We start from the raw sequence: 24125 nt of genomic DNA, 5'->3' as shown, positions 1-24125 counted from the left end.
GGATGGGGCCCGGATTCGGACCCGTGTTCATGTCGCGACCCCTGGTTGTTCAGTCTGTGAAACCCGTGTGCCGGGGACATTTCCGGTCTGGAACGATGGGCCGCATGAGCGCTGCAACCCCTCCCACCGAGCGCCGGGTCTCCGCCCGAGTCGGCGCGATCTCCGAGTCCGCCACCCTCGCCGTGGACGCCAAGGCCAAGGCCCTGAAGGCCGCCGGGCGTCCGGTGATCGGCTTCGGCGCCGGCGAGCCCGACTTCCCGACCCCGGACTACATCGTCGAGGCGGCCGTCGAGGCCTGCAAGAACCCCAAGTACCACCGCTACACCCCGGCCGGCGGCCTGCCCGAGCTGAAGGCCGCGATCGCCGCGAAGACGCTGCGCGACTCCGGCTGGGAGCCCGACGTCTCGCAGATCCTCGTCACCAACGGCGGCAAGCAGGCCATCTACGAGGCGTTCGCCGCGATCCTCGACCCGGGCGACGAGGTCATCGTCCCTGCGCCGTACTGGACGACGTACCCCGAGTCGATCCGCCTCGCGGGCGGTGTCCCGGTGGAGGTCGTGGCCGACGAGACCACCGGCTACCGCGTCACCGTGGAGCAGCTGGAGGCGGCGCGCACGGAGCAGACCAAGGTCGTCCTCTTCGTCTCCCCCTCCAACCCGACCGGCGCGGTGTACTCCGAGGCCGAGACCGAGGCGATCGGCCGCTGGGCGCTGGAGCACGGCCTGTGGGTGCTGACCGACGAGATCTACGAGCACCTGGTGTACGGCGACGCGGCCGCGGTGTCCCTGCCGGCGCTCCTGCCCGAGCTGCGCGACAAGTGCGTCGTGGTCAACGGTGTGGCGAAGACGTACGCCATGACCGGCTGGCGCGTGGGCTGGGTCATCGGCCCGAAGGACGTCGTCAAGGCCGCGACGAACCTGCAGTCGCACGCCACCTCGAACGTCTCCAACGTGGCCCAGGTGGCCGCCCTGGCCGCCGTCTCCGGTGACCTGTCCGCCGTCGAGAAGATGCGCGAGGCCTTCGACCGGCGGCGCAAGACCATCGTGCGGATGCTCAACGAGATCGACGGCGTGCTCTGCCCGGAGCCCGAGGGCGCCTTCTACGCCTACCCCTCGGTCAAGGCCCTCATCGGCAAGGAGATCCGCGGCAAGCGCCCGCAGGACACGGTCGAGCTGGCCGCGCTGATCCTGGAGGAGGCCGAGGTCGCGGTCGTCCCGGGCGAGGCCTTCGGCACGCCGGGCTACCTGCGGCTGTCGTACGCCCTCGGTGACGAGGACCTCGTCGAGGGCGTGAGCCGGATGCAGAAGCTGCTGGCGGAAGCCCGCGACTGACCGGTCCGAGCAGTCCGTTTTTGGACGAGGGGCACCTACCCATGCCGGTAGGTGCCCCTCGTTCATTCGTGCGAGCAAGACCACGTTCAGGGAAACGGCTACCGGGAATTCGGGGACGTACGGCAGGATCCTGGGATGGAGCGTGTACGTGATCTCTCTGAACTGCCGAAAGCCCACCTGCACCTGCACTTCACCGGCTCGATGCGACCGGCCACCGTGCTGGAACTGGCCGACAAGTACGGCGTACGGCTGCCCGACGCCCTGACGGAAGCGCTGACCAGCGGCGAGCCACCGAAGCTGCGGGCCACCGACGAGCGGGGCTGGTTCCGCTTCCAGCGGCTGTACGACGCGGCGCGCTCCTGCCTGCGCGAACCGGAGGACATCCGGCGCCTGGTCCGGGAGGCCGCCGAGGAGGACCTCAAGGACGGCTCGGGCTGGCTGGAGATCCAGGTCGACCCGACGTCGTACGCGCCCCGGCTGGGCGGGCTGCTCCCGGCGCTGGAGATCATCCTGGACGCGGTGGAGACGACCTCCCGGGAGACCGGGCTCGGCATGCGCGTCCTGGTCGCCGCCAACCGCATGAAGCACCCGCTGGACGCGCGCACGCTGGCCCGGCTGGCGGTGCGGTACGCGGACCGGGGCGTGGTCGGCTTCGGGCTGTCCAACGACGAGCGGCGGGGCATGGCGCGGGACTTCGACCGGGCCTTCCACATCGCGCGCGAGGGCGGCCTGCTGTCGGCCCCGCACGGCGGCGAGCTGACCGGCCCGGCCTCGGTGCGGGACTGTCTGGACGACCTGCACGCCTCCCGGATCGGGCACGGGGTGCGCGCGGCGGAGGACCCGCGGCTGCTGAAGCGGCTGGCGGACCGGCAGGTGACCTGCGAGGTGTGCCCGGCGTCGAACGTGGCGCTCGGCGTGTACGAGAAGCCGGAGGACGTCCCGCTGCGCACGTTCTTCGAGGCGGGCGTCCCGATGGCCCTCGGCGCCGACGACCCGCTGCTGTTCGGTTCCCGGCTGGCCGCCCAGTACGAGATCGCCCGGCACTATCACGGCTTCTCGGACGCCGAACTCGCCGAGCTGGCCCGCCAGTCCGTGCGGGGTTCGGCCGCGCCGGAGGACGTCAGGGCGCGGCTGTTGGCCGGCGTGGACGAGTGGCTCTCCCGAGAGGCTCGCCCGGCCGTCTGAAGTGGGCGTACGGCGGATAGGGCTTGAAGCAGATCAGCACGTCGAGGGGGTGCCCGCCGCCGGGCGGCTGTACCAGCGCCGGGATCTCCCCCATCATCGTCATACGCCCCTTGGCGACGCCCTTCTGGTACGGCCCGTGGCCGGCCGCGTGGGCGAACCAGCCGGCCGTCTCGGCGAACACGTCCCGGCTGCCGAAGAGAAAGAACGTACGCGCGTGCGTGGCGTGCCGCAGCACGTCCCGGAAGCCGGTGCGGCCCACGCGTGCGTGCCAGGCGGCAGCGGCCCGCGCGGTGCGCGCCTCGTCGGTGCGGACCGTCAGCGGGGTGCCGTGCCGCAGCCTCCCGCGCAGGTCGGGCCACTGGCTGGGGCGCAGGCCGAGGGTGTGGTGGGCGAGGACGAGGTCGACGGTGTCGCCGACGCCCTCGTCGGGCGGTACGCCGTCGCGCAGCGGCAGATGCACGATCGTGTGCCGGGAGTGCGCGGCGAAGGAGAACAGTCCGGCGAGCCGGTTCAGCCCGTCGTGGTCGCCGAGCAGCCACCCGATGGGGTCGGGGGCGCGCAGCGAGGTGTGGCGCAGGGGCCGCCAGGGCTGGACGACCCGGTACTCGTAGGGGCCCGTCCGGAATCTGAACTCGCGCAGCCTCAGCCGCATGTGCGCCGCCTCATGGCCTCAGGGTCGCGGCTGTGACGGCTCCTCGGCAACGGAGATTCCGCCCAGCAGCGTCCTGGCGAGCCGCGCGGCGAACGCGTCGACCGGCGGCCGCTCCCCCGGGCCGGTCGCGTCGTAGGCGAACGCGCGCTGCGCACAGGCGCCCAGCAGCAGGGAGGCGGCCGCGAAGGTGTCGGCGTCGGAGCGGACGCGGCCGGCGGCCTGTTCCGCGCGGAGGTAGGCGTCCAGGTCCTTGATCGGCCGGTGCGGGCCGGAGCCGAGCTCGCGCAGGGCCTCGAAGTGGCGTTCCTTGAGCTGTGTCTCGGCGTACAGGGAGGCGGCGATCGGGAAGCTCTGCTCGTAGAAGAGGGCGGCCTGGCGGGCGATCTCGGTGAGGTTGTCCTCCAGGGTGCCCTGTCCCGGTTCGGCGGCGAGGCTGCCGAGCAGCGGGCCGAGGCGGGGCAGCCGCTCGGCGAGCACCCGGACGAACAGCTCCTCCTTGCTGTCGAAGTACTTGTAGAGAGCCGCTTCCGAGCAGCCGGCCGCGCGCGCGATCTCCTTGGTGGTGGCACGGGCGAGTCCGACGGTGAGCATCAGCTCGTGGGCGGCGTCGAGGATGCGGACACGCGCCGGCTTCGGCTCCATGGGACGTCCAATCGGGCTTGACGAGTGGGTGAGTGCTTACCCACTCTAGGGGAGACAGGGTGAGTAAATACTCACCCACCTCGGCGGAGTACGGGAGACACCATGAAGCTCACGGTTTTCGGCGCCACCGGAGGAATCGGGCGGGAACTGGTCGGCCAGGCTCTCGGCGCGGGTCACGCGGTCACGGCCGTCGTACGGGACCCGGCCGGGCTCGACATCACCGGCGACCGCCTCCAGGTCGTCCGCGCCGACCTGACCGACCCGGAGCCGCTGCGGGCCGCCGTCGCGGGCCGGGACGCCGTCCTGTCCGGCCTGGGCGCGCGCAGCCGCAAGGACGCCGGGGTCGCCACCCGCCTGACCCGCACGGTCCTGCGCGCCATGGAGGCCGAGGGCGTACGACGGCTGCTGGTGGTCAGCGCCGGCCCGGTCGGCCCGGCACCCGAGGGCGACGGCCCCCTGGACCGCACCGTACGCGGCATCGTGGAGGCCGTCCTGAAGGACGTCTACGCCGACCTGAGCGAGATGGAGGCCGAACTGGCCCGCAGCGGCACGGACTGGACCTCCGTACGCCCCCCGCGCCTCCAGGACAAGCCGCTCACCGGCCACTACCGCACGGTCATCGGCGGCTTCCCGCGCAAGGGCCGTTTCATCGCCCGCGCGGACGTCGCCCACGCGATGCTGTCGATGATCGACGACGAGGGGACGGTGAAGCAGGGGGTGGGGGTGGCGTATTAGTGGCTTTCAGCGGCTTTTCGGGCCGCTGTGCCTAGAGACTGACGCCCACCGTGACGGGCTCGTTGACCAGCGTGATCCCGAAGGCCTCGCGGACACCGGCGACGACCTCGCGGGCCAGCGCCAGCAGGTCCTCGGTGGTGGCGTCGCCCCGGTTGGTGAGGGCGAGGGTGTGCTTGGTGGAGATGCGGGCGGGCCCGGTGCCGTAGCCCTTGGTGAAGCCCGCCTTGTCGATCAGCCAGGCCGCCGAGGTCTTCGTACGGCCCGCACCCGCCGGGTACGCGGGCGGCTCGACGCCCTCCCCCAGCCGCTCCCGCACGCGCGCGTGGAACGCGGTGAACTGCTCGTCGGTGAGGATCGGGTTGGTGAAGAAGGACCCGGCCGACCAGGTGTCGTGGTCCTCCGGGTCGAGGACCATGCCCTTGCCGGCGCGCAGCTTCAGCACGGTCTCGCGGGCGTCGGCCAGCGGCACCCGGTCGCCGGGTTCGACACCGAGCGCGCGGGCGGCCTCGGCGTACTTGATCGGCGCCGACAGCCCGCCCGCGTCCTCCAATCCGAAGCGGACACGCAGCACGACATAGCGCGCGGGGTCGGCCTTGAAGCGGCTGTGGCGGTACGAGAAGGCGCACTCCTCGTTCGTCAGCGTGACTGTCTCACCGGCGCGCCGGTCGTAGGCGATCACCTCGGTGATGGTGGAGGAGACCTCCTGACCGTAGGCACCCACGTTCTGGATCGGCGTGGCGCCCGCGGAGCCCGGGATACCCGCGAGGCACTCGACCCCGGCGAGTCCGGCCTCGACCGTGCGGGCCACGGCGTCCGTCCACACCTCACCGGCGGCCAGCTCCAGCGTCGTACCGCGCAGCTCCACACCGCGCGTGGCGATGCGTACGGCGGTGCCGTCGAAGCCCTTGTCGCCGATGACCAGGTTCGATCCGCCGCCGATGACCAGCAGCGGGGTCCCGCTGTCGTCGGCCTCGCGGACGGCGTCGATCACCTCGGCGTCGGTCACGGCGGTGACCAGCCGTGTCGCGGGACCGCCCAGCCGGAACGTGGTCAGCGGGGCGAGGGGGGCGTCGTGGAGTACCTGCACGGGCCCAAGACTACGAGACACCTACGACAGCCCCGCACACACACGGGCGGCTTCCCGACCCACGCCCACCGCGGCCACGCCGCGTCGCTCGTCCGGGCACACGGGGGCACCCGGGCCGACGCACGCGCGCGTGGCCCCGCCCCCAGGGCCACGCGCGCGTGCGGCGATTCGCGGTGTACTGCCATCCGACGGCCTCTGTCCGCAGGCGCCGTTCCGCCTCCACCCAGCCCGGCGGCAACCGGTCGCCGGCGGTCTGTCAGGTGGCGAAGAAGACGTCTCGTATGTGGGCGGCCAGGGCGCGGGAGGTCGGCCGGTGGGGGCCGGAGTGCGCGAAGGCCTTCAGCGTGACGCGGGCGCCGCGGGCGGCGGCGGCACGGGCGAGGAAGCGCAGCGCGCCCCACAGGGTGCGGGTCTCGAAGCGGGAGGCGAAGACGTACACCTCGGCGTCCCGCAGCACGACGGCCGGCACGGTCCAGGGAAGAACGGGCATCACGGGATCCGTTCGGCGAGTTTCGGCGAGACGCCGGATCAGCGGGCGGAGGTCTCCAGCGATCCGGTTTCCGGCGAGGCGTTTTCCGGGGAGCCGATCTCCATGACCTGCCCGGACGCCAGCTCCTCCCCCGCGCCGACCGGGCCGGCCGGGCCCGCGCTGCGGCGGGCCGGGATCACCAGGGCAGCCAGCGCGGCGGCGGCGACCACCGCCGAGCCGGTGACCAGGGCGGGCCGCAGGCCGTCCACGAAGCTCTGCGCGCTCTGGTAGCCGCCCCGCGCGGAGAAGATCGACGACATCACGGCGATGCCGAGCGCACCGCCCACCTCGCGCAGCGCGTTGTTCGCGCCGGAGGCGATGCCCTGCTCCTGCGGGCGGACGCTGGACATCACGAGGTTGGCGGCCGGGGCGAAGTACAGGGCCATGCCGACCCCGCTGACGATCAGGGCGGGCAACTGGGCGGCGTAGGAGGCGTCCACGGTGGCCACGACGGCCATGTAACCGAGCCCGACGGCCTGCAGGAACAGGCCCGCGGCGACGACCGGTCGGCCGCCCATGCGGTCGGAGAGGATGCCGGCGACCGGCGCGACCAGCATCGGCATGCCGGTCCACGGCAGCATCCTGAGGCCCGCCTCGGTGGGCGAGTAGCCGAGCACGCCCTGCATGTACTGGCTGAGCAGGAAGATCGAGCCGAACATCCCGACGAACATCAGCAGACTGGCCGCGTTGATCCCGGAGAAGGCGCGGGAACGGAACAGCCGCATGGGGAGCATCGGGTGCTCCGCGCGCGAGCTGTAGATCACGAACCCGGCCAGCAGGGCGGCGCCGGCGGACAGCGCGGTGAGGACCACGGTGTCGTTCCAGCCGTCGGCGGGCCCGCGGACCAGACCGTAGACGATCCCGAAGAGCCCGCCGCTGGCGAGCAGTGTGCCGGGGACGTCGAGCGGGGCGCCGGTGCCGTAGGACTCGGCGAGCCGCAGCCGGGCGAGCGGCAGCACGGCGAGGCCGAGCGGCACGTTCAGCCAGAAGATCCAGTGCCAGGAGACATGCTCGGTGAGGCTGCCGCCGATGAGCGGTCCGGAGGCGACGGCGAGGCCGTTGACGGCGCCCCAGATGCCGTACATCATCCCGCGCCTGGCGGCGGGCACGGCCGCGGTCAGCAAGGTCAGCGTGAGCGGCATCATCACGGCCGCGCCGACGCCCTGCACCGCGCGGGCGGCGATCAGGGAGCCGATGCCGGGTGCCATGGCCGCGGCGGCGGAGGCGCCGGTGAAGACGGTGAGTCCGGCGATGAAGAGCCGGCGGCGCCCGAAGCGGTCGCCGAGCGCGGCGCCGAACATCAGCAGGACCGCGAAGGTGAGCGTGTAGGCGCTCACGGTCCATTCGAGGTCGTCCAGCGCTCCGCCGAGGTCCTTGCGGATGGAGGGCAGGGCGGTGGTGACGACGAGGTTGTCGAGGGCCGCCATGAATCCGGCGACGCTGGTGATGACGAGGGCCCAGGCGGCGCCCCCGCGGCCTGTGCTCGGTGCGGTCTGCTGTGACATCTCTCCCCCAGAGAGCAATCTAGTTAGTTATTGATGACTAACTTTCGTGGGCAGGAAAAGAGGCAGGACAGCCCGCCTCGTTCCGCTACTTGTTCAGCCGGCCCGTGATCCGGGCCGACGGATACATCCCCTGCCAGACCCGGTGCTGGGGTGGAAACCCCATGGCCGTGAGGGTGTTGATGAGCATTCCGTACGCCAGGAAGGTCGTGGTCTCGCCGTCGTCCGCCCCCAGCGGCAGGTGAACGGTGTCCCAGAGCTTCATCCAGCCGGCCCGTACGGCCTCACCGAACTCGTGGTCACCCTCCGCCTCGGCCGCCGCGACCGTGATGTACGTCTGCATCTGCATCTGCAGCCTCTCGGGCTGCTCCGTGATCAGCCGCACATAGGCGTTCGCCATGGCGTGCAGGGCCTCTTCGCCCTCCAGCCCCGCGGCTGCCTCCTCGAAGACCCGACAGGTGTCCTCCACACAGCGGAGCGACGCGGCGGCGAAGATCGCCTTCTTGCCCGCGAAGAGCCGGAAGAGGTACGGCTGCGAAACGCCCACGCGGCTCGCGATCGCCTCCGTCGAAGTGCCGTAGTAGCCCTTCTGCGCGAACTCCGCGATCGCCGCACGAATGACGCTCTCGCGCCGCTCTTCCGCACTCATCCTGGGCATGCAAGTAAGTTAGTACTCAATCACTAACTTGGCAAGCCCCTCTGACCCGAGATGCACGTAAGGGACGCCTCGCCATGGAGGACGCCCCTTACATCCGGTTCCGGTGAAGCCGTCAGGCCAGTCGTACGACCGCCCGGGACATGCCCAGCACCTTCTGGCCGCCGCTGGTCGCCGTGAGGTCCACGCGGACGGTGTTGTCGTCCAGCTTGGCCGCCACCTTGCCGCTGACCTCGATCCGGGCACCCTGGTCGTCGTTCGGCACGACGACGGGCTTGGTGAAGCGCACGCCGTACTCCACCACCGCGCCGGGGTCCCCGGTCCAGTCGGTGACCACGCGGATCGCCTCGGCCATGGTGAACATGCCGTGCGCGATGACGTCCGGCAGGCCGACCTCCTTGGCGAACTTCTCGTTCCAGTGGATCGGGTTGAAGTCCCCGGAGGCACCCGCGTAGCGCACGAGCGTGGCACGGGTCACGGGGAAGGTCTGCGCCGGCAGCTCGGTGCCGACCTCGACGTCGTCGTACGCGATCTTCGCCGTCATCAGGTCCTCACGCCTCCTCGGCCGCGCGGGCCACGAGCTTGGTCCAGGCGGTCACGACGTGCCCGCCCGCCTCGTCGTGGACCTCACCGCGGATGTCCAGGATGTCGTTGCCCGCGAGGGACTTGATCGCCTCGATGGTGGAGGTGACCGTGAGCCGGTCACCGGCGCGCACCGGGCGGCTGTAGGCGAACTTCTGGTCGCCGTGCACCACGCGGCTGTAGTCGAGGCCGAGCTGCGGGTCCTCGACGACCTGGCCGGCGGCCCGGAAGGTGATGGAGAACACGAACGTCGGCGGAGCGATCACATCGGAATGCCCGAGCGCCTTCGCGGCCTCCGGGTCCGTGTACACCGGGTTGGCCTCTCCCAACGCCTCGGCGAACTCACGGATCTTCTCCCGGCCCACCTCGTAGGGCGCGGTGGGCGGGTAGGTCCGTCCTACGAAGGACTGGTCGAGCGCCATGGCCCGGCACCTCCTGATGTCTGCTGTGATGGCCCCGAACGAGCCGTGGACCAGCCGGTGAAACGCCATGAGGCCGCCCCCTCGAAAGGGGACGGCCTCAGGTACGAGCCTGTTTATCGCGTCTCGCGGTGCGCGGTGTGCGCGTTGCAACGCGGGCAGTGCTTCTTCATCTCAAGACGGTCCGGGTTGTTACGCCGGTTCTTCTTGGTGATGTAGTTCCGCTCCTTGCACTCCACGCAGGCCAGCGTGATCTTCGGGCGGACGTCGGTGGCAGCCACGTGAGTGCTCCTAAGACGAACGGGTGGACTGATTCAACGCAAAAAAGAGTAGCCGATCGAAGGACCGACCCCGCAATCGGCTACTGTCAGTAGCGGTGACCGGACTTGAACCGGTGACACAGCGATTATGAGCCGCTTGCTCTACCGACTGAGCTACACCGCTTTGATGCGATCGGGCCCCGTCTTTCGACGGGAACCTCTCACACCAGAGCCCCAAAACGGAATCGAACCGTTGACCTTCTCCTTACCATGGAGACGCTCTGCCGACTGAGCTATTGGGGCGAGCGATGAAGACATTACACGGTCCGCCGCCGTTCACCCAAATCCGTATCCGGCGGCCCGTCACACCCCCCATCTCGGCCCGCGCAGCCGCCTCCTGAGACGCAGGAGAGGCCGGGCGGAGGGCGGGCGGGGACGCCATCCCGCGTCTCACGCAGGGGCTGCCGGTTGGGCTCGCGCTCGGAGTCGGGCACTCCGGTCTCGGGCACTCGGGTCGCACTCGGGCCCTGCGGCGAGCGGCGGGGCACGCGCGCGTGGCGTCGGCAGGGCACCCAGGCATGGCCGTGCGCGAGCACGCGCGCGTGGGTGTCGGAAGGGGCGTCGAGGCCACGCAGGTGGGCGACGCGCACCCCGCCGTGGGCGGACCACACCGGTACGACTATTGCGCTCCTGCGCGACCCGCGCGGCTCGCCACCCTAGGCTCGACTCACTCTGCGTGATCTTGGGGCCCCGCGCCCCCGCCCCCCTCACGCGGGCCCGCCCCGAGCCCCCGGCCCCGACCCTGGAGCGCGATGCCCGACAGCCAGCCGCAGCCCCATCCGCCGTCGAACTCCCCGGGCTCCTCCGGGCCGTCCGACCCGCCCGCCCTGCTGCTGTGCGGGGCGCGGCTCGCCGACGGCAGGACCGTGGACGTACGGCTGAGCGGCGGGCGCATCGAGGCGGTGGGCACGGCAGGCAGCCTGGCGCCGGGCCCGGCCCGTGCGAGCGCCACGCGCGTGGACCTCAGCGGCTATCTGCTGCTGCCGGCCCCGGCCGAACCGCACGCCCACGGCGACACAGCCCTGTCCGCCGAGCACTCCGGCCCGGTGTCGTACACCCCCGAGGACGTCCAGCGCCGGGCGACGGAGGCGGCCCTGCTGCAGCTCGGGCACGGGGCGACGGCGGTACGCGCGCACGTGCGCGTGGGCGACGTCCAGGGACTCGGCGCGCTGGGCGCCGTCCTGCAGGCGCGGCGGTCGCTGCGGGGTCTCGCGGAGCTGACGACGGTGGCCACGCCACGCCTGCTGACCGGCACGGCCGGGGCCGACGGGCTCGCGATGCTGCATGACGCGATGAAGATGGGCGCCTCCGTGGTGGGCGGCTGCCCGGACCTGGACCCCGATCCCGCGGGCTATGTCGAGGCGGTCCTGGAGCTGGCCTCCGAGCACGGCTGCCCGGTGGACCTGCACACGGACGCGGCCGACCCGGCCCGGTTGTCCCGGCTCGCGGCCATGGCGGGGGGCCTGCGCCCCGGCGTGACGATCGGGCCGTGCGCCGGTCTCGGGCGCCTGCCCGCCGACGCCGCCTCGCGCGCGGCCGACCAGCTCGCGGCGGCCGGGGTCACGGTGGTGTGCCTGCCCCAGGGCAGTTGCTGCGCCGCCGAGCGCCGGGGCACACCTCCGGTACGGCTGCTGCGCTCGGCCGGGGTACGGGTGGCGGCCGGCAGCGGCGCCCTGCGCGACGTCTCCAACCCCGTCGGCCGCGGCGACCCCCTGGAGGCGGCCTATCTCCTCGCCTCCGCCCACGGCCTGCGCCCGGAGGACGCCTACGACACCGTGAGCGCCTCGGCCCGCGCGGTCCTGGGCCTGCCGGAGGTACGCGTGGAGGCGGGCTTCCCCGCCGACCTGCTGGCCGTACGCGGCGACCGCCTGCCCGGCGCCCTCTCCTTGGCCTACAGCCGCATCGTGGTCCACCGGGGGCGCGTGGTCGCCCGTACCAGCGCGGTCCGGGAGTACTGCAACTCGGCGGCGGCAGCGGAGCTGGGACTGCCCCGGCAGGGGCGCGGCGAGCTGTCGTGAGGGGCGCGGGGCTCTGAGAGGGAGCGGAGGGGTCCTGAGGGGGAGCGGAGGGGTCCTGAGGGGGCGAGGGGGCTGAGAGCGGCGCGGAACACTGGGAAGGCGTGAAGCACCGGGGAGACGCAGGGCCGCCCTGATCGCACGCTGAGCGCATGCTCCCGAGCGCGCGCCCTGCACTCGTCGCGCACGCCCGGCGCGTGGCCATGGGCGCGAGCCCGGCGCGCTCCGGCCATGCCGGTTAACTCGTGCGGCGGATGCGCCTCTTCGGGCGTACGGTCGGAATCATGCGCATTGTCATCGCTGGTGGTCATGGTCAGATCGCGCTGCGGCTGGAGCGGCTGCTCTCCGCGCGCGGGGAAGAGGTCGCGGGCATCATCCGCACGCCGGAGCAGGGCGACGATCTGCGAGCGGCCGGCGCCGAACCGGTCCTGCTGAACCTGGAGTCCGCCTCGGTGGAAGAGGTCGCGGCGCATCTGCAGGGCGCCGACGCGGCGGTCTTCGCGGCCGGCGCGGGCCCGGGCAGCGGCACGGCCCGCAAGGAGACGGTGGACAAGGGCGCGGCGGTGCTGTTCGCGGACGCGGCGGTACGCGCGGGCGTACGCCGTTTCCTGGTCGTCTCCTCGATGGGCGCGGATCCCGCGCACCAGGGCAACGACGTCTTCGACGTGTACCTGCGGGCCAAGGGCGAGGCGGACGCGTACGTGACCCGCCAGGAGGCCCTGGACTGGACGATCCTGCGCCCCGGCTCGCTGACGAACGACGCCGGCACCGGCCAGGTCCGCCTGGAGGCGCACACCGGGCGCGGAATGATCCCGCGGGACGACGTGGCGGCCGTACTCGCGGAGTTGGTGGACACCCCGGCGACGACCGGCCTGACGCTGGAACTGATCAGCGGATCGCAGCCGGTGTCGGTCGCGGTGAAGTCGGTGGCCGGGAACTGAGCCGGCCCGCCGGCCGTTGAACGGTCGGAGCCACCCCCCGCCCACCACCGAGCCGCGCGGCCACCCCCCGCTGTCGCCCCGTCAGGCTTCACCACGTCAGAACAGGGGCAGCTGTCCGGGAAACTCCGGTACGGCGTATCCGTCCAACGCCGGCTGGACCGCCCCGAGTTGTGCCTGTTGCCGCGATCCTGCGCAGGAGACGAGCTCGCCGTTCTCCCGCGCCCCGGGTGGGTCGTGCCGCGCGAAACGGCCCGCGACGACGGCGATGTCGCGGCGGCACACAGGACAGGTTCTGCGTCGGGAGGACATGCCGTCAGTGTGCCCCCGCGGACAGACGCGGGCGACAGCGCCGTCAGGTGCGGGTCTCGGCCTCCCAGCGGTCGGGCCCCACCCCGCGCCAGTCGATCAGGGGCGAGTCGGCCACCTGCTCCGGCTCGAGCTCCAGCCCCGCGCGGCGCAGAAACTCCACCAGGTCCCGCACGCTGTGCGCCAGACCGAGGATCTCGCCGTCCACACGGACCCGACGCCCACCGGTCGGGGACGGCAGGTGCACGATGATGGGTCGCTTCCCGGCCATGGCTCCAGCATCGTCCGCTCCGCCGAGCCCCGCACCCGGACCGGTCATTCCAGAATCCCCAAGCAATCGTTCACGCGTTCGATTCTAGCGAAGGGTGATCGGTCTGGGCAGCGGACAAACGACGAGAGCCCGTGATCTGTTCTCACAGATCACGGGCTCTCGTTTCCCGTGTGGCGGCGCCAGGATTCGAACCTGGGAAGGCTGAGCCGGCAGATTTACAGTCTGCTCCCTTTGGCCGCTCGGGCACACCGCCGGGTAGTGCTGCCATTCGAGCCCGCTTTCGGCGGTGCTCCCTGGCAACGACGTAAACAATACCCGATGCGTAGGGGTGCTTCGCCACCCCATTGATCTCCACCCGTCGGCCCCCGGGGTGGCTAGGCTGGTGCGGATGCGGCCCGGTGTCATGCCGGGCCCGGCGGCCGCCGCCGCGCACGCCGGCACGCACCCGATTCACACCCGATACAAGGAGCCACAGGACATGGCCGACTCCAGTTTCGACATCGTCTCGAAGGTCGAGCGGCAGGAGGTCGACAACGCCCTCAACCAGACCGCCAAGGAGATCTCGCAGCGCTACGACTTCAAGGGCGTGGGCGCCTCGATCGCGTGGTCCGGTGACAAGATCGAGATGCGGGCGAACTCCGAGGACCGGGTGAAGGCTGTCCTCGACGTCTTCCAGTCCAAGCTGATCAAGCGCGGCATCTCGCTGAAGGCCCTGGACGCGGACGAGCCCCAACTGTCCGGCAAGGAGTACAAGATCTCCGCGTCGCTCCAGGAGGGCATCTCCCAGGAGAACGCGAAGAAGGTGGCGAAGATCATCCGCGACGAGGGTCCGAAGGGCGTGAAGGCCCAGGTCCAGGGCGACGAACTGCGCGTCAGCTCCAAGAGCCGCGACGACCTGCAGGCCGTGATCTCGCTGCTGAAGGGCCAGGACTTCGACTTCGCGCTGCAGTTCGTGAACTACCGGTAGGAGACCGGCAGAAGCGCGGAAGGATGGGCCGTCCGGTGCAGGCCGGGCGACCCACCCTTCCGCGCTTCCGTACTTCCGTACGGCACTCAGTCGCGTGAGTTGCCGAACAGGATGCGGTAGACGATCAGCAGCACCAGGGAACCGCCGATGGCCGCGGCCCAGGTGGCGCCGTCGTAGAAGTTCTTGGTGATCGGGTGGTGCAGCCAGCGGGCCGAGATCCAGCCGCCGATGAACGCCCCCGCGATGCCGATCACGGTCGTGCCGATGAAACCGCCGGGGTCGCGGCCCGGCAGGAGGACCTTGGCGATGACTCCGGCCACCAGGCCCAGAATGATCCAACCGATGATGCTCATGCCGTGAACCTGCCCTTCCCAGCTGTCCTCGCACTGTCCTGCCGCTGAGAATCCGGTGAGGACCTGCTGTGCACGCGCGCGTGTTCGTGCCCCGTTGACGGAGAGGACGCCACCGGTCCATCACCCGGTTGCCGTGGTCAGTAGGGTGCGGCGCATGACACCTTCCGAGACCGGTCTGCGACGCACGCTGGGGGTGCGGGACGCCGTGGTCGTCGGTCTCGGATCGATGGTCGGCGCGGGCGTCTTCTCGGCCCTGGGGCCGGCCGCGCGCGCGGCCGGGTCGGGGCTGCTGCCCGGGCTGGCGCTCGCGGCCTTGGTGGCCTACTGCAACGCCATGTCCTCGGCCCGTCTCGCCGCCCGCTATCCGGCCTCCGGCGGGACGTACGTGTACGGGCGGGAGCGGCTGGGCGCCTTCTGGGGGTATCTCGCCGGCTGGGCGTTCGTGGTCGGCAAGACGGCGTCCTGCGCGGCCATGGCGCTCACGGTCGGCGCGTACGTCTGGCCGGGGCAGGCGCACGCGGTGGCCGTCGCGGCCGTGGTGGCGCTGACGGCCGTGAACTACGGCGGGATCCAGAAGTCGGCGTGGCTGACGCGCGTGATCGTGGCCGTCGTACTGGCCGTCCTCGCGGCCGTGGTCGTCGTGTGCCTCGCCTCCGGGCGGGCCGACACCGGGCGGCTGGACATCGGGCTGTCGTCCGGGGCGGGCGGGGTGCTTCAGGCTGCCGGGCTGCTGTTCTTCGCGTTCGCCGGGTACGCGCGAATCGCGACCCTCGGCGAGGAGGTACGGGAACCGGCGCGGACGATCCCGCGCGCGATCCCGCTGGCCCTGGGGATCGCGCTGGCGGTGTACGCGTGCGTGGCCGTCGCGGTGCTCGGTGTCCTCGGCGTGGACCGGCTCGGGCACGCGGCCGCCCCGCTGGCCGACGCGGTGCGCGCGGCCGGAGTGCCGGGGCTCGTGCCCGTGGTGCGCGCGGGGGCCGCGGTGGCCGCGCTGGGCTCACTGCTCGCGCTCATCCTCGGGGTGTCCCGTACGACGCTCGCCATGGCCCGGGACGGGCATCTGCCCGGGGCGCTGGCGGCCGTACACCCCCGGTTCCAGGTGCCGCACCGGGCGGAGCCGGCCGTGGGCGCGGTGGTCGCCGTGCTGGCCGCGACGGCGGACGTACGCGGCGCGATCGGCTTCTCGTCCTTCGGCGTGCTGGCCTACTACGCCGTCGCCAACGCCTCCGCGTGGACACTGAGTCCGGCCCCGCTGTCCCGCGTGGTGCCCGTGCTGGGCCTGCTGGGCTGCGCCGCGCTGGCGTTCGCACTGCCCGCCGTCTCGGTGACGGCGGGAGCGGGCGTGCTCGCCGTCGGTGTGGCGGCCTACGGCGTACGACGGTGGTGGGCAGACCGGCACGGCACGTGACGTGCCGTCAGAGCGTCGGCAACCGCCTTCCTGCGGGCCCCTGGGGCACTCCAGCGCCACGCGCGCGTGGCGCCCTGCCGACGCGCCGGTTCAGCGGGTCGCGAACGGCTGGTCCGTGGGGACGATCTCGCGGCCCAGCGGCAGCAGGGAGACCGGGATCAGCTTGAAGTTGGCGATGCCGAACGGGATGCCGATGATCGTGATGCACAGGGCGATGCCGGTGACGATGTGGGCGATCGCCAGCCACCAGCCGGCCAGGATCAGCCACAGGACGTTGCCGATGCAGGAGGGGGCACCCGCGTCGCGGCGCTCGACCGTGGTGTACCCGAAGGGCCACAGGGCGTAGAGGCCGATGCGAAAGGCGGCGATGCCGAACGGGATACCGATGACGGTGATGCACAGCAGGACGCCGGCGAGCAGGTAGCCGAGGAACAGCCAGAAGCCGCTCAGGACGAGCCAAATGACGTTCAGGATGGTCTTCACCGGGTACGTCCTGCCATCTTCTCGAGCCGGGCGATGCGGTCCGCCATCGGCGGGTGTGTGGAGAACATCTTCGTGAGTCCCTGGCCCGCGCGGAAGGGGTTCGCGATCATCATGTGGCTGGCGGTCTCGATCCGGGGCTCGGGCGGCAGCGGGAGCTGCTGGGTGCCCGTCTCCAGTTTGCGCAGGGCGCGGGCGAGGGCCAGCGGGTCGCCGGTGAGCTGAGCGCCGGAGGCGTCCGCCTCGTACTCGCGCGAGCGGCTGATGGCCAGCTGGATGAGGGTGGCGGCGAGCGGGCCGAGGATCATGATCAGGAGCATGCCGAGCAGGCCGGGTCCGTCGTCGTCGTCCGAGCGGCCGATCGGGATGAGCCAGGCGAAGTTCACCAGGAACATGATCACCGAGGCCAGGGCGCCGGCTACCGAGGAGATGAGGATGTCCCGGTTGTAGACGTGGCTGAGCTCATGGCCGATGACGCCGCGCAGTTCGCGCTCGTCCAGCAGGCGCAGGATGCCCTCGGTGCAGCACACGGCCGCGTTGCGCGGGTTGCGGCCCGTGGCGAAGGCGTTGGGGGCCTCCGTCGGCGAGATGTACAGCCGGGGCATGGGCTGGCGGGCCTGCGTGGACAGCTCGCGGACCATCCGGTAGAGCGCGGGGGCCTCGAACTCGCTGACCGGGCGGGCGCGCATGGCGCGGAGTGCCAGCTTGTCGCTGTTCCAGTACGCGTACGCGTTCGTGCCGAGAGCGACCAGGACGGCGACGACCAGTCCGGTGCGGCCGAAGAAGCTGCCGATGACGATGATGAGTGCGGACAGTCCCCCGAGGAGTACTGCGGTCCTGAGCCCGTTGTGCCGGCGGTGCACCGTACGCCCTCCAAATCGTGCAGCTGGGGAACACTTCGGTCCAGTGGACCCTCCCGCTTGTGACAACGCCAGGCGGCGGTCACGAGTTCCCTGTGCCCGCGCGGGCGCCGCTCGGCTGTACGGGTGACGTGCGGCTTCACGCGCACGCGCGCGTGGGGCACGGATACTCCACGCGCGCGGGGCGGCTTCTCCGAATCCGGCTCAGAACAGTCCGGTGGCCGCGAAACGGAGGACCAGCTGGGGCGCTCCGGACAGGGCGACGCCGAGGACCCCGGTGAGCGCGAGGGCTGCCGTGAGGGGGGCCGGAACGCGGTGCCGGGCGGGCTCGCCCTCGGGGGCGCGGAACAGCAGGGCCGTCCACTGCAGGTAGTAGAAGAGGGCGATCACCACGTTGACGGCCATGACGACGGCGAGCCAGCCGAGGCCCGCGTCGACGGCCGCCGAGAACACGGTGACCTTGGCGAACAGGCCGATGATGCCCGGCGGCAGCCCGGCCAGGCACAGCAGGAAGAACGCCAGGAGGAGCGCGGTGAGCGGGTTGGTGGCGTACAGGCCCCGGTAGTCGCTGATCCGGTTCAGGGCGCGGCCGCGGCCCACCAGGGCGGCCACCGCGAACGCGCCGAGGTTCACGGCCGCGTACATCAGCGCGTAGGCGACCGTGGAGCCGATCGCCTTCTGCGGGTCCTTGGCGTAGCCGGCGGCGGCGATCGGCACCAGCAGGTAGCCGGCCTGGCCGACGGAGGACCAGGCGAGCAGCCGTACGGCGCTGTACGCGCGCGTGGCCTGCTGGCGCAGGGCGGCGACGTTGCCGACGGTCATGGTGAGGGCGGCCAGGGCGGCGAGCGCGGGCCCCCAGACGTCGGCGTACGACGGGAACGCGACGACGGTGACGAGGATCAGGCCGGAGAAGCCGACCGCCTTGCCGACGACCGACAGATAGGCGGCGACGGGCAGCGGCGCGCCCACGTAGGTGTCGGGCACCCAGAAGTGGAAGGGCACGGCGGCCGTCTTGAACGCGAAGCCGACGAGGGTGAGCACGACACCGGTCTGGGCGAGGGTGTGCAGCTGTCCGTCGACGTGGGGCAGGCGCTGGGCGACCTGGGTGAGGTAGAGGGTGCCGGTGGAGGCATAGACGAAGCTGATGCCCATCAGGCTGACCGCGGTGGCCGTGACCGAGGACAGGAAGAACTTCAGGGCGGCCTCGGAGGAGCGCTTGTCGCCGTGCCGGATGCCGACGAGGGCGAAGGCCGGCAGGGAGGCGACCTCCAGGGCGACGATCAGGGTGGCCAGGTCGCGGGAGGCGGGCAGCAGGGCGGCGCCGGCCGCGGAGGACAGCAGCAGGAACCAGAACTCCCCCGGTGGGACGCGCCGCTCGTCGTCCTTGAGGTTCGTGACCGACAGCAGGGCCGCGAGGAGGGCGCCGCCGAGGACGAGGAACTGGATGACGAGCGTGAAGTGGTCGGCGGTGTAGCTGCACGCGCGCGTGGCGCCGTTCACGCAGAAGGTGCTGCGGTCGCCGTCCAGGAGTGGCAGGAGCATCAGCGTGGCCACGGCCAGTCCGGCGATCGAGAGCCTGCCCAGCACGGCTTTGCGGGCCTCGGGCAGGAACAGGTCGGCGACCAGCACGACGAGGCCCACGGCGGCGGCGATGACCGGCGGGGCGACGGCGAGCCAGTCGACGGACTGGACCAGCGACTCGGCGAGGGGCTGGGCGCTCATCGGGTGCCTCCTGCGAGGAGCTGGTGCACGGCCGGGTCGGTCAGGCCGAGCAGCGCCCTCGGCCACAGTCCGGCGCCGACGGTGAGGACGACGAGCGGGGTCCAGGCGGCGAACTCGTAGCCGTGGACGTCCGCGAGCTTCGGAACCTCCTGCTCCACGCCGCCCATGCAGACGCGGCGGACCACGATCAACATGTACGCGGCCGTCAGCAGGGTGCCGAACGCGCCGATCGCCATGAAAGTGAGGAACGCGGGCCGGCTGAGGTCGGCGGCGGGCTTGAACGCGCCGAACAGGGCCAGCATCTCGCCCCAGAACCCGGCGAGTCCGGGCAGGCCGAGCGAGGCGACGGCGCCGAAGGCGAGGAGGCCGCCGAGGCGCGGGGCCTTGCCGTACAGGGCGGCGCCGGTCTCCTCGGCAAGGGCGTCGAGGTCGGTCGTGCCGGTACGGTCCTTCAGCGCGCCGACCAGGAAGAACAGCAGGCCGGTGATGAGGCCGTGGGCGATGTTGGCGAACAGGGCGCCGTTCACGCCGGTCGGGGTCATGGTGGCGACGCCCAGCAGGACGAAGCCCATGTGGCCGACGGAGGAGTAGGCGATCAGCCGCTTGAGGTCGCCCTTGGCGCCCCGCTTGGCGAGAGCCAGGCAGGCCAGGGACCCGTAGATGATCCCGACGACGGCGAACGCGGCGAGATACGGCGCGAAGGTGTGGAAACCGTGCGGCGTGATCGGCAACAGAATCCGAACGAACCCGTACGTACCCATCTTCAGCAGGACACCGGCCAGCAGGACCGAGCCGACGGTCGGGGCGGCCGTGTGAGCGTCGGGCAGCCAGCTGTGCAGCGGCCACATCGGCGCCTTGACCGCGAGCCCGATCCCGATCGCCAGAACGGCGATGACCTGCACGGATGCGGTGAGTGACCGGCCGTTGTCAGTGGCGAGTGCCACCATGTCGAATGTGCCCGCCTTGATTCCGATCAGGAGCAGGCCGAGCAGCATGACGACGGAGCCGAGCAGCGTGAACAGGATGAACTTCCACGCGGCCCGGGTCCGGCCCTCGCCGCCCCAGCGGGCGATGAGGAAGTACATCGGGATGAGCACCATCTCGAACGCGAGGAAGAACAGCAGCAGGTCGAGTACGGCGAAGGTCGCGAGGGTGCCGGACTCGAGCAGGAGCAGCAGTGCGACGAACGCCTTCGGGGAGCCGCCGGCCGGCGGCTTGGAGTAGGAGTACAGCGCGCAGAGGAAGGTCAGCAGCGCGGTAAGGACCAGAAGGGGGAGGGAGATGCCGTCGATGCCGAGGTGGATCCGCACGTCGAGTGCGGGGATCCAGCTGATGTCGGTCGTGGCCTGCATCTTCGACGGGTGGTCGTGGTCGAAGCCGAGCGCCAGGGCGATCGCGGCGATGAGGATCGCGCCGGTCACGGTGACGCCGTGGCGGAGCACGGCCTGCTCGGGCGACTTCCCCTTCAGCCCGGGCGGGGCGGGCAGGAGCGCGGCGACGGCACCGAGGAGCGGGCCGACGACGACGAATGCCAGAAGGAACTGCATCACGGACTCGTTGATATCGATCACGCCTGCTCACGCTCCCGTGGCGACGAGGACGACGGCGACCGTCAGGACGACGGTGCCGGCGAGCAGCGCGCTCACATAGGTTTGCACATTGCCGGTCTGCGCCCGCCGTACGGCGGCCCCGAGCAGCCGGGGCAGGGCGGCGGCGCCGCGTACGTAGGTCTCGACGACCTCGCGGTCGAGGAACCGGACGAGACTCGCTCCGGCCTGGACCGGGCGGACGAACAGCGCCGTGTACACGGTGTCCAGGTGGAAGCCGGCGGCCGCGGGCCGGTACAGCGGGCCGAGCAGCAGCCGCCCGGGGTCCGCCGGGTCGGGCGCGGCGGCGATGTCGCCGTAGGCCGGCGCGTGACTGGCGATGGTCTCGGCCTCGACCAGACCGGCGTAGCTCTCGGGGTGGGCGGCGACGGCTCCCATCGGGACGCGGGCGGCGAGCGCGCCGGTGCGCTGCCAGGCGCCGTAGGTGAGCAGTCCGCCGACCAGCGCGAGGCCGGTGCCGAGGACGGAGGTGAGGAGCGTCGGGGTCAGGTCGCGGCCGTCGAACCAACCGGGCAGCGCGCGGTAGGCGAGCCCGCCGAAGGCCAGGGAGGGCACGGCCAGGACCCACAGCACCACGGTCATCGTCAGCGGCTGGCGGCCGTGGTCCGGGGCTTCGGCGCCCCGGCCGCGGAAGGCCAGCAGCCACAGGCGGGTCGCGTAGGCGGCGGTGAGCAGGGCGGTGAGCAGACCGGCGACGAGGACGGTCCAGCCGGCGGCACCGGGCGCGTGGTCGGTGTTCCCGGTGGCGACGTGCTCGGCGGCGCCGAGGACGGACTCCTTGGAGAAGAAGCCGCTGAACGGCGGGATCGCGGCGAGCGCGAGCAGCGCCACGGTCATCGTCCAGTAGGCGTCCGGGACGCGGTCGCGCAGGCCGCGCATGCGGGACATGGCGGCCAGCGAGTTGGTGCCGGCGGCGTGGATGATCACGCCGGCCGCGAGGAACAGCAGCGCCTTGAAGGCGCCGTGGGACAGGAGGTGGAAGACGGCGGCACCGCGGTCGCCGACGGCGAGGGCGCCGGTCATGTAGCCGAGCTGGCCGATCGTCGAGTAGGCGAGGACGCGCTTGATGTCGTCCTGGGCGAGAGCGGCGAGCGCCGAGCCGGTCATCGTGACGGCGGCCATGACGGCGAGGACGATCATCGCGGCCCGGGAGGCCTCGAACACCGGAAGGAGACGGGCGATGAAGTAGACACCGGCGGCGACCATCGTCGCGGCGTGGATCAGCGCGGAGACGGGTGTGGGGCCGGCCATCGCGTCCGGGAGCCAGGTGTGCAGCGGGAACTGCGCCGACTTGCCGGCCACGCCCGCGAGGAGCAGCAGGGCGATCACGGTCGGGTGGTCGAGGCCGCCGCTCGTGACGGTGCCGAGGATCCGGGTGATGCGGAACGATCCGGCGTCGGTGCCCAGGGCGAACAGGCCGATGAGGAACGGCACGTCGCCGAGCTTGGTGACCAGGAAGGCCTTCAGGGAGGCGGCGCGGGCCTCGGGGGTCTCCCAGTAGTGGCCGACGAGGAAGTAGGAGCAGATGCCCATGACTTCCCAGCCGACGAGCAGCACGATCAGGTCGCCGGAGTAGACGACCAGGAGCATCGCGGAGGTGAACAGGGAGACGAGAGCGGCGTAGGAGGGGTAGCGCGGGTCGTCGCGCAGGTAGCCCGTCGAGTAGATCTGCACGCAGGTCGCGACGAAGGCGACCAGGATCGCGACGAGCGCGGCGAAGCCGTCGAGGTGCAGGGCCAGTTCGATCGGGATCGAGCCGGTGGGGGTCAGCTCCGTGTGGGCGTCGATCGCCCGGCCGCCGCCCTGGTGGGCGGCGACCACCGCGGCCAGCACGAGCGAGGCCAGCGGCGGCAGCACGGCGAGCGGGCGGACGAACCCGGGGGCGGTACGGCCGAGCAGCAGCCCGGCCGCGGCGCCCAGGAACGGCAGGAGGGGGACGAGGACGGCGAGGTGGGTCGTGGTCACGCGGTGGCCTCAGCCTTCTCGGCCGCGGAGGTGCCGGGGCCCTCGGTGCCGGGGCCACCGGTCTCGGGGCCTTCGGCGGTGTCGCGGAGCTTGTCGATGTCGGAGGTGCCTCGGTTGCGGTAGACAGCGAGCACGATGGCCAGGCCGATGCCGATCTCGGCGGCGGCGATGGCGATGGTGAACAGGGTCAGTGCCTGGCCGGAGTGCAGGGTCTCCCGGGCGGTCCGGCTGAGCCAGACATCGAACGCGACCAGGTTGAGGTTGACGGCGTTGAGCATCAGCTCGACCGACATCAGGACCAGGATCGCGTTGCGGCGGGCGAGGACGCCGTACAGGCCGGTGCAGAACAGGAGGGCGGAGAGTACGGCGGGGTAGGCGAGGTGCATCAGCGGGCGCCTTCCTTCTCGTCCGGGTGAATTCCGGAATCCGTGACGGAAGGGGAACTCTGGGTGACCGCTCGGGAGTTCACAGGGGGAGGGCTCGACTCCGCCTTCGCCTTGCGGGACAGGACGATCGCGCCGACCAGCGCCGCGAGGAGGAGGACGGAGAGGGCCTCGAAGGGCAGGACCCAGGTGCGAAAGAGGCTCTCGCCGGTGACGCGGGTGGTGCCGGCGGCGGGGCCGCTCAGGTCGATCCACGTCGTGCGGAAGGCGTCGACGACCACCCACACCAGGGCCACGGCGGCGGCGGCCGCGACGCCGAGGGCGACCCAGCGGTTGCCGGAGTCGGCGTCCGGGGAGCGGCCGATCGGCGCCCTGGTCAGCATCAGACCGAACAGGAGGAGGACGACGACGGAACCGACGTAGATGAGGACCTGCACCCAGGCGATGAACTCGGCGGTGAGCAGGAGGTACTCGACGGCGAGCCCGCCGAGCGCCACCACCAGCCACAGGGCGGCGTGCACCAGCTGGCGGGTGGTGACGGTGACCAGGGCCGCGCCGAAGGTGACCAGGCCGACGAGCAGAAAGGCGATCTCGACACCGGTCGGGGACAGAAAGCCGTGCCGGGCTGCCGCCAGGCTCACGGCTGCGGCGCGGCTCACGGCTGTCCCTCCCCCGGTTCGGCCTGCGCGGCCGCCAGCTTCTCGGCGGTCTTGCGGGCGGCGGCGATCTCCTTCGGCTCCTCGGCGGCGGGGTCCAGGGCAGGCGGGGCCGGCACGGTCCACATCCACTCGCGGAGCTTGTCCCGCTCGTGGGTGAGATCGCGGATGTCGGTCTCGGCGTACTCGAACTCCGGGGACCAGAACAGGGCGTCGAAAGGACAGACCTCGATGCAGATACCGCAGTACATGCACAGGGAGAAGTCGATCGCGAACCGGTCGAGGACGTTACGGCTGCGCTCGCGGCCGCCGGGGGCGGCGGGCGGGACGGTCTCCTTGTGGGAGTCGATGTAGATGCACCAGTCCGGGCACTCGCGGGCGCAGAGCATGCAGACCGTGCAGTTCTCCTCGAACAGGCCGATCACGCCACGGGTGCGCGGCGGCAGCTCGGGCTGGGCGTCCGGGTACTGCTCGGTGACGGACTTCCTCGTCATCGTGCGCAGGGTGACGGCCAGGCCCTTGGCCAGGCCACTGCCAGGAATGGGAGCCACG

Annotated in this window: 27 protein-coding genes and 3 tRNA genes; 7 read left to right on the top strand and 23 right to left on the bottom strand. The window is 71.7% G+C overall.

What is annotated here, in order from left to right; genetic code table 11:
- Positions 1-104 precede the first annotated feature (104 nt).
- Entirely contained in the window at positions 105-1331 is a 1227-nt protein-coding gene (locus ACH47Z_RS25540) for a pyridoxal phosphate-dependent aminotransferase (protein ID WP_399077445.1), read from the top strand.
- A 135-nt stretch (positions 1332-1466) separates the two neighbouring features.
- Entirely contained in the window at positions 1467-2516 is a 1050-nt protein-coding gene (locus ACH47Z_RS25535) for an adenosine deaminase (protein WP_399077443.1), read from the top strand.
- Here the strand turns inward: ACH47Z_RS25535 and ACH47Z_RS25530 are convergent.
- Together ACH47Z_RS25530 and ACH47Z_RS25525 are read right to left on the bottom strand one after the other, a co-directional pair.
- Positions 2452-3168: a hypothetical protein gene (locus tag ACH47Z_RS25530; protein ID WP_399077441.1), complete on the bottom strand. Its 717-nt coding sequence runs from the start codon at positions 3166-3168 to the stop codon at positions 2452-2454. The genes ACH47Z_RS25535 and ACH47Z_RS25530 overlap by 65 nt on opposite strands.
- A gap of 18 nt (positions 3169-3186) precedes the next feature.
- Positions 3187-3810 carry a TetR/AcrR family transcriptional regulator gene (locus ACH47Z_RS25525; protein WP_399077439.1) on the bottom strand — a complete coding sequence of 208 codons (624 nt, stop codon included), beginning with the start codon at positions 3808-3810 and terminating at the stop codon, positions 3187-3189.
- A 102-nt stretch (positions 3811-3912) separates the two neighbouring features.
- On the opposite strand from ACH47Z_RS25525, the gene ACH47Z_RS25520 reads away from it, so the two are divergent.
- Positions 3913-4545, top strand: a complete 633-nt coding sequence (locus ACH47Z_RS25520; RefSeq protein ID WP_399077437.1) for an NAD(P)-dependent oxidoreductase — start codon at positions 3913-3915, stop codon at positions 4543-4545.
- A gap of 31 nt (positions 4546-4576) precedes the next feature.
- On the opposite strand, the gene ACH47Z_RS25515 is transcribed toward ACH47Z_RS25520, so the two are convergent.
- From ACH47Z_RS25515 to ACH47Z_RS25475, 9 genes are all read right to left on the bottom strand, one after another.
- Positions 4577-5632 carry a UDP-N-acetylmuramate dehydrogenase gene (locus ACH47Z_RS25515; protein ID WP_399077435.1) on the bottom strand — a complete coding sequence of 352 codons (1056 nt, stop codon included), beginning with the start codon at positions 5630-5632 and terminating at the stop codon, positions 4577-4579.
- A gap of 256 nt (positions 5633-5888) precedes the next feature.
- A complete protein-coding gene (locus ACH47Z_RS25510) occupies positions 5889-6122 on the bottom strand; it encodes a hypothetical protein (protein WP_399077433.1) in 234 nt (77 codons plus the stop codon).
- A 38-nt stretch (positions 6123-6160) separates the two neighbouring features.
- Positions 6161-7666 carry an MFS transporter gene (locus ACH47Z_RS25505; protein ID WP_399077431.1) on the bottom strand — a complete coding sequence of 502 codons (1506 nt, stop codon included), beginning with the start codon at positions 7664-7666 and terminating at the stop codon, positions 6161-6163.
- Between the two features lie 85 nt (positions 7667-7751).
- Positions 7752-8321: a TetR/AcrR family transcriptional regulator gene (locus ACH47Z_RS25500; RefSeq protein WP_399077429.1), complete on the bottom strand. Its 570-nt coding sequence runs from the start codon at positions 8319-8321 to the stop codon at positions 7752-7754.
- 112 nt (positions 8322-8433) lie between these two features.
- Positions 8434-8862, bottom strand: coding sequence for a MaoC family dehydratase (locus tag ACH47Z_RS25495; protein ID WP_399077427.1), 429 nt, complete (start codon positions 8860-8862; stop codon positions 8434-8436).
- Between the two features lie 7 nt (positions 8863-8869).
- Positions 8870-9322, bottom strand: coding sequence for a MaoC family dehydratase N-terminal domain-containing protein (locus ACH47Z_RS25490; RefSeq protein ID WP_399077425.1), 453 nt, complete (start codon positions 9320-9322; stop codon positions 8870-8872).
- Between the two features lie 113 nt (positions 9323-9435).
- The gene (gene rpmG / locus ACH47Z_RS25485) at positions 9436-9600 is read right to left on the bottom strand and encodes a 50S ribosomal protein L33 (RefSeq protein WP_003948671.1); all 165 of its coding nucleotides are present in this window, start codon (positions 9598-9600) and stop codon (positions 9436-9438) included.
- A gap of 90 nt (positions 9601-9690) precedes the next feature.
- A tRNA-Met gene (locus ACH47Z_RS25480) sits at positions 9691-9763 on the bottom strand.
- 46 nt (positions 9764-9809) lie between these two features.
- Positions 9810-9882, bottom strand: a tRNA-Thr gene (locus tag ACH47Z_RS25475).
- A gap of 509 nt (positions 9883-10391) precedes the next feature.
- Between ACH47Z_RS25475 and ACH47Z_RS25470 the strand changes: the two genes are divergently transcribed.
- Together ACH47Z_RS25470 and ACH47Z_RS25465 are read left to right on the top strand one after the other, a co-directional pair.
- Entirely contained in the window at positions 10392-11657 is a 1266-nt protein-coding gene (locus ACH47Z_RS25470) for an amidohydrolase family protein (protein WP_399077423.1), read from the top strand.
- Between the two features lie 281 nt (positions 11658-11938).
- A complete protein-coding gene (locus ACH47Z_RS25465) occupies positions 11939-12595 on the top strand; it encodes an SDR family oxidoreductase (protein ID WP_399077421.1) in 657 nt (218 codons plus the stop codon).
- Positions 12596-12691: 96 nt separating this feature from the next.
- Here the strand turns inward: ACH47Z_RS25465 and ACH47Z_RS25460 are convergent, their stop codons facing one another.
- The 3 genes from ACH47Z_RS25460 to ACH47Z_RS25450 form a co-directional block, all read right to left on the bottom strand.
- Complete coding sequence (locus tag ACH47Z_RS25460; protein WP_399077419.1) at positions 12692-12904, bottom strand: hypothetical protein; 213 nt, start codon at positions 12902-12904, stop codon at positions 12692-12694.
- A gap of 43 nt (positions 12905-12947) precedes the next feature.
- Entirely contained in the window at positions 12948-13172 is a 225-nt protein-coding gene (locus ACH47Z_RS25455; RefSeq protein WP_399077417.1) for a hypothetical protein, read from the bottom strand.
- Positions 13173-13343: 171 nt separating this feature from the next.
- Positions 13344-13425, bottom strand: a tRNA-Tyr gene (locus tag ACH47Z_RS25450).
- Positions 13426-13650: 225 nt separating this feature from the next.
- On the opposite strand from ACH47Z_RS25450, the gene ACH47Z_RS25445 reads away from it, so the two are divergent.
- A complete protein-coding gene (locus tag ACH47Z_RS25445; protein WP_399077415.1) occupies positions 13651-14139 on the top strand; it encodes a YajQ family cyclic di-GMP-binding protein in 489 nt (162 codons plus the stop codon).
- Positions 14140-14225: 86 nt separating this feature from the next.
- Here ACH47Z_RS25445 and ACH47Z_RS25440 read toward each other — a convergent pair whose 3' ends face one another.
- Complete coding sequence (locus tag ACH47Z_RS25440; RefSeq protein ID WP_399077413.1) at positions 14226-14492, bottom strand: GlsB/YeaQ/YmgE family stress response membrane protein; 267 nt, start codon at positions 14490-14492, stop codon at positions 14226-14228.
- Between the two features lie 154 nt (positions 14493-14646).
- Here ACH47Z_RS25440 and ACH47Z_RS25435 point away from each other — a divergent pair, with 154 nt between their 5' ends.
- Positions 14647-15900, top strand: a complete 1254-nt coding sequence (locus ACH47Z_RS25435; RefSeq protein WP_399077411.1) for an APC family permease — start codon at positions 14647-14649, stop codon at positions 15898-15900.
- 90 nt (positions 15901-15990) lie between these two features.
- Here ACH47Z_RS25435 and ACH47Z_RS25430 read toward each other — a convergent pair whose 3' ends face one another.
- From ACH47Z_RS25430 to ACH47Z_RS25395, 8 genes are all read right to left on the bottom strand, one after another.
- Positions 15991-16383 (bottom strand): YccF domain-containing protein, encoded by a 393-nt coding sequence (locus tag ACH47Z_RS25430; protein WP_399077409.1) that lies wholly within the window; start codon positions 16381-16383, stop codon positions 15991-15993.
- Positions 16380-17243, bottom strand: coding sequence for a zinc metalloprotease HtpX (gene htpX, locus ACH47Z_RS25425; RefSeq protein ID WP_399077408.1), 864 nt, complete (start codon positions 17241-17243; stop codon positions 16380-16382). Before htpX ends, ACH47Z_RS25430 begins: the two co-directional genes overlap by 4 nt.
- A gap of 201 nt (positions 17244-17444) precedes the next feature.
- Positions 17445-18962 carry an NADH-quinone oxidoreductase subunit N gene (locus tag ACH47Z_RS25420; RefSeq protein ID WP_399077406.1) on the bottom strand — a complete coding sequence of 506 codons (1518 nt, stop codon included), beginning with the start codon at positions 18960-18962 and terminating at the stop codon, positions 17445-17447.
- Positions 18959-20533 carry an NADH-quinone oxidoreductase subunit M gene (locus ACH47Z_RS25415; protein ID WP_399077404.1) on the bottom strand — a complete coding sequence of 525 codons (1575 nt, stop codon included), beginning with the start codon at positions 20531-20533 and terminating at the stop codon, positions 18959-18961. The genes ACH47Z_RS25420 and ACH47Z_RS25415 overlap by 4 nt, the downstream gene beginning before the upstream one ends.
- Before the next feature lie 6 nt (positions 20534-20539).
- Complete coding sequence (locus ACH47Z_RS25410; RefSeq protein ID WP_399077402.1) at positions 20540-22534, bottom strand: NADH-quinone oxidoreductase subunit L; 1995 nt, start codon at positions 22532-22534, stop codon at positions 20540-20542.
- Positions 22531-22920, bottom strand: a complete 390-nt coding sequence (gene nuoK, locus ACH47Z_RS25405; RefSeq protein WP_399077399.1) for an NADH-quinone oxidoreductase subunit NuoK — start codon at positions 22918-22920, stop codon at positions 22531-22533. Before nuoK ends, ACH47Z_RS25410 begins: the two co-directional genes overlap by 4 nt.
- Entirely contained in the window at positions 22920-23576 is a 657-nt protein-coding gene (locus ACH47Z_RS25400) for an NADH-quinone oxidoreductase subunit J (protein WP_399077397.1), read from the bottom strand. Before ACH47Z_RS25400 ends, nuoK begins: the two co-directional genes overlap by 1 nt.
- On the bottom strand, positions 23573-24124 hold the full coding sequence (locus ACH47Z_RS25395; RefSeq protein ID WP_399077395.1) for a NuoI/complex I 23 kDa subunit family protein: 552 nt from the start codon (positions 24122-24124) through the stop codon (positions 23573-23575). Before ACH47Z_RS25395 ends, ACH47Z_RS25400 begins: the two co-directional genes overlap by 4 nt.
- Position 24125: the final 1 nt, after the last annotated feature.

It is taken from the genome of Streptomyces sp. NPDC020192 (assembly GCF_044388685.1).
Taxonomy (GTDB): domain Bacteria; phylum Actinomycetota; class Actinomycetes; order Streptomycetales; family Streptomycetaceae; genus Streptomyces.
The sequence above is the reverse complement of the archived record's forward strand: the minus strand, read 5'-3'. Positions and strand labels throughout refer to the sequence as shown.

Excerpts from the sequence above, each read along its gene's own strand:
- ACH47Z_RS25540 (WP_399077445.1), top strand. The coding sequence starts at position 105 with ATGAGCGCTGCAACCCCTCCCACCGAGCGCCGGGTCTCCGCCCGAGTC.
- ACH47Z_RS25535 (WP_399077443.1), top strand. The coding sequence starts at position 1,467 with ATGGAGCGTGTACGTGATCTCTCTGAACTGCCGAAAGCCCACCTGCAC.
- ACH47Z_RS25530 (WP_399077441.1), bottom strand. The coding sequence starts at position 3,168 with ATGCGGCTGAGGCTGCGCGAGTTCAGATTCCGGACGGGCCCCTACGAG.
- ACH47Z_RS25525 (WP_399077439.1), bottom strand. The coding sequence starts at position 3,810 with ATGGAGCCGAAGCCGGCGCGTGTCCGCATCCTCGACGCCGCCCACGAG.
- ACH47Z_RS25520 (WP_399077437.1), top strand. The coding sequence starts at position 3,913 with ATGAAGCTCACGGTTTTCGGCGCCACCGGAGGAATCGGGCGGGAACTG.
- ACH47Z_RS25510 (WP_399077433.1), bottom strand. The coding sequence starts at position 6,122 with ATGCCCGTTCTTCCCTGGACCGTGCCGGCCGTCGTGCTGCGGGACGCC.
- ACH47Z_RS25505 (WP_399077431.1), bottom strand. The coding sequence starts at position 7,666 with ATGTCACAGCAGACCGCACCGAGCACAGGCCGCGGGGGCGCCGCCTGG.
- ACH47Z_RS25500 (WP_399077429.1), bottom strand. The coding sequence starts at position 8,321 with ATGCCCAGGATGAGTGCGGAAGAGCGGCGCGAGAGCGTCATTCGTGCG.
- ACH47Z_RS25495 (WP_399077427.1), bottom strand. The coding sequence starts at position 8,862 with ATGACGGCGAAGATCGCGTACGACGACGTCGAGGTCGGCACCGAGCTG.
- ACH47Z_RS25490 (WP_399077425.1), bottom strand. The coding sequence starts at position 9,322 with ATGGCGCTCGACCAGTCCTTCGTAGGACGGACCTACCCGCCCACCGCG.
- ACH47Z_RS25470 (WP_399077423.1), top strand. The coding sequence starts at position 10,392 with ATGCCCGACAGCCAGCCGCAGCCCCATCCGCCGTCGAACTCCCCGGGC.
- ACH47Z_RS25465 (WP_399077421.1), top strand. The coding sequence starts at position 11,939 with ATGCGCATTGTCATCGCTGGTGGTCATGGTCAGATCGCGCTGCGGCTG.
- ACH47Z_RS25460 (WP_399077419.1), bottom strand. The coding sequence starts at position 12,904 with ATGTCCTCCCGACGCAGAACCTGTCCTGTGTGCCGCCGCGACATCGCC.
- ACH47Z_RS25455 (WP_399077417.1), bottom strand. The coding sequence starts at position 13,172 with ATGGCCGGGAAGCGACCCATCATCGTGCACCTGCCGTCCCCGACCGGT.
- ACH47Z_RS25445 (WP_399077415.1), top strand. The coding sequence starts at position 13,651 with ATGGCCGACTCCAGTTTCGACATCGTCTCGAAGGTCGAGCGGCAGGAG.
- ACH47Z_RS25440 (WP_399077413.1), bottom strand. The coding sequence starts at position 14,492 with ATGAGCATCATCGGTTGGATCATTCTGGGCCTGGTGGCCGGAGTCATC.
- ACH47Z_RS25435 (WP_399077411.1), top strand. The coding sequence starts at position 14,647 with ATGACACCTTCCGAGACCGGTCTGCGACGCACGCTGGGGGTGCGGGAC.
- ACH47Z_RS25420 (WP_399077406.1), bottom strand. The coding sequence starts at position 18,962 with ATGAGCGCCCAGCCCCTCGCCGAGTCGCTGGTCCAGTCCGTCGACTGG.
- nuoK (WP_399077399.1), bottom strand. The coding sequence starts at position 22,920 with ATGCACCTCGCCTACCCCGCCGTACTCTCCGCCCTCCTGTTCTGCACC.